The sequence below is a fragment of the Acetobacterium sp. K1/6 genome (assembly GCF_034438075.1).
In the GTDB taxonomy this organism is placed as follows: Bacteria; Bacillota; Clostridia; order Eubacteriales; family Eubacteriaceae; genus Acetobacterium; species Acetobacterium carbinolicum.
Map to the genome: position 1 here is coordinate 1,688 of NZ_JAXQGA010000047.1, position 2,878 is coordinate 4,565.

Sequence of the window (2,878 nt, forward strand, 5' to 3'; positions counted from 1 at the left end):
TAGGATCAAGAAGAAAAGAGCACAGGGTGAATGCCTTGGCAATCAGAGCCGAAGAAGGACGCGACAAGCTGCGAAAAGCTACGTGTAGGTGCACATAACCGATAAAGCGTAGATATCCGAATGGGGAAACCCGGCTGGTAGAAGACCAGTCACTGTGACGTGAATACATAGCGTTATGGAGGGAACCTGGGGAACTGAAACATCTTAGTACCCAGAGGAAAAGAAAGAAACATCGATTCCTTTAGTAGCGGCGAGCGAACGAGGAAGAGCCCTGATTACATCAAGGCTGTATTATTAGTTGAACGACATGGGAAGGTCGGACGCAGAGGGTGAGATCCCCGTAGACGAAAATAGTATGGACGGGTAATCGACGAGTACCACGGGACACGTGTAACCCTGTGGGAAGATGGGGGGCCCACCCCCCAAGGCTAAATACTACTGATTGACCGATAGCGGAAAGTACCGTGAGGGAAAGGTGAAAAGAACCCCGGAAGGGGAGTGAAATAGAAACTGAAACCCTGTGCTTACAAGCAGCAGGAGCTAACGTGACTGCGTGCTTTTTGTAGAACGGGCCAACGAGTTACGGTATGTAGCAAGGTTAAGTACTTCAGGTACGGAGCCGTAGGGAAACCGAGTCTGAATAGGGCGATGAGTTGCATGCTGTAGACCCGAAACCGTGTGATCTATCCATGACCAGGATGAAGCTTGGGTAAAACCAAGTGGAGGTCCGAACCAGTGTCTGTTGAAAAAGGCTTGGATGAGTTGTGGATAGGGGTGAAATTCCAATCGAACACGGAGATAGCTGGTTCTCCCCGAAATAGCTTTAGGGCTAGCGTTGTAGAGAGAGTGATGGAGGTAGAGCACTGAATAGGCTAGGGGTCGTAAAGATTACTGAACCTTATCAAACTCCGAATGCCATGCACTTATATACGGCAGTCAGACTGTGTGAGATAAGTCTCATAGTCAAAAGGGAAACAGCCCAGACCATCCGCTAAGGTCCCCAAGTCCAGATTAAGTGGGAAAGGATGTGCAACTGCACAAACAACCAGGATGTTGGCTTAGAAGCAGCCACACATTTAAAGAGTGCGTAATAGCTCACTGGTCGAGTGGTTGTGCGCCGAAGATGAACGGGGCTAAAATCTGGCACCGAAGCGATGGATTATGGTACTACCATAGTGGTAGGGGAGCAATGTCTTGAGGGCGAAGCGAAACTGTAAGGTTTGGTGGACACAAGACAAGAGAGAATGTTGGCATGAGTAGCGAAAGTGAAGTGAGAATCTTCACCATCGAAAGCCCAAGGTTTCCTGAGGAAGGTTCGTCCGCTCAGGGTAAGTCGGGGCCTAAGCCGAGGCGAGCAGCGTAGGCGATGGACAACAGGTTGAAATTCCTGTACCACCTTTAATTGTTTGAGAGATGGAGTGACACAGAAGGATAAGCGAACCCAGCGGTTGGAAAAGCTGGGCCAAGCGTCAAGGCTGAGTAGGGAGGCAAATCCCCTTACTCATAAGGCCAAGGCGTGACGGGGAACGAAAAATAAGTAGGGAAGTCGCTGATTTCACGCTGTCAAGAAAAGCTTCTATTGAGAGAGAAGGTGCCCGTACCGTAAACCGACACAGGTAGGCGAGGAGAGAATCCTAAGATGAGCGGGAGAAGTGTTGTTAAGGAACTCGGCAAAATGACTCCGTAACTTCGGGAGAAGGAGTGCCCCCTTATGGGGGCCGCAGAGAAGAGGCTCAAGCGACTGTTTAGCAAAAACATAGGTCTCTGCTAAATCGAAAGATGATGTATAGGGGCTGACGCCTGCCCGGTGCTGGAAGGTTAAGAGGAGTGCTTAGCGCAAGCGAAGGTGCAAATTTAAGCCCCAGTAAACGGCGGCCGTAACTATAACGGTCCTAAGGTAGCGAAATTCCTTGTCAGGTAAGTTCTGACCCGCACGAAAGGCGTAACGATTTGAGCGCTGTCTCGACAACACACCCGGTGAAATTGTAGTACTCGTGAAGATGCGAGTTACCCGCGACAGGACGGAAAGACCCCGTAGAGCTTTACTGCAATCTGGCATTGAGTTTTGATCGTGCACGTACAGGATAGGTGGGAGACAAAGAATTTGGGACGCTAGTTTCGAAGGAGTTGCCCTTGGGATACCACCCTTGTACGATTGGAATTCTAACGAGTGGCCGTAATCCGGTCATCGGACAGTGTCAGACGGGCAGTTTGACTGGGGCGGTCGCCTCCTAAAAAGTATCGGAGGCGCCCAAAGTTACCTTCAGGATGGTTGGAAACCATCTCTTAGAGTGCAAAGGCAAAAAGGTGATTGACTGCGAGAGAGACATCTCGAGCAGAGACGAAAGTCGGGCTTAGTGATCCGGTGGTTCCGAGTGGAAGGGCCATCGCTCAACGGATAAAAGCTACCTCGGGGATAACAGGCTTATCTCCCCCAAGAGTCCACATCGACGGGGAGGTTTGGCACCTCGATGTCGGCTCGTCTCATCCTGGGGCTGAAGCAGGTCCCAAGGGTTGGGCTGTTCGCCCATTAAAGAGGCACGCGAGCTGGGTTCAGAACGTCGTGAGACAGTTCGGTCCCTATCCGTCGTGGGCGTTAGATATTTGAGAAGAGCTGTTCCTAGTACGAGAGGACCGGAACGGACAAACCACTGGTGCACCAGTTGTTCCGCCAGGAGCATAGCTGGGTAGCTAAGTTTGGAAAGGATAAGTGCTGAAGGCATCTAAGCACGAAGCCCCCTTCAAGATAAGATATCTCACCGAAAGGTTAAGGTCCCTGATAGACGATCAGGTAGATAGGCTGGATGTGGAAGTATGGCAACATATGGAGCTGACCAGTACTAATCGACCGAGGTCTTGATCCAAGATTTTATACACT

Annotated in this window: 1 rRNA gene; it reads left to right on the forward strand. The window is 50.6% G+C overall.

The annotated features are described in order from the left end of the window. Positions 1–3 precede the first annotated feature (3 nt). Positions 4–2,864: ribosomal RNA gene (locus tag U2P91_RS17600) — 23S ribosomal RNA — on the forward strand. Positions 2,865–2,878: the final 14 nt, after the last annotated feature.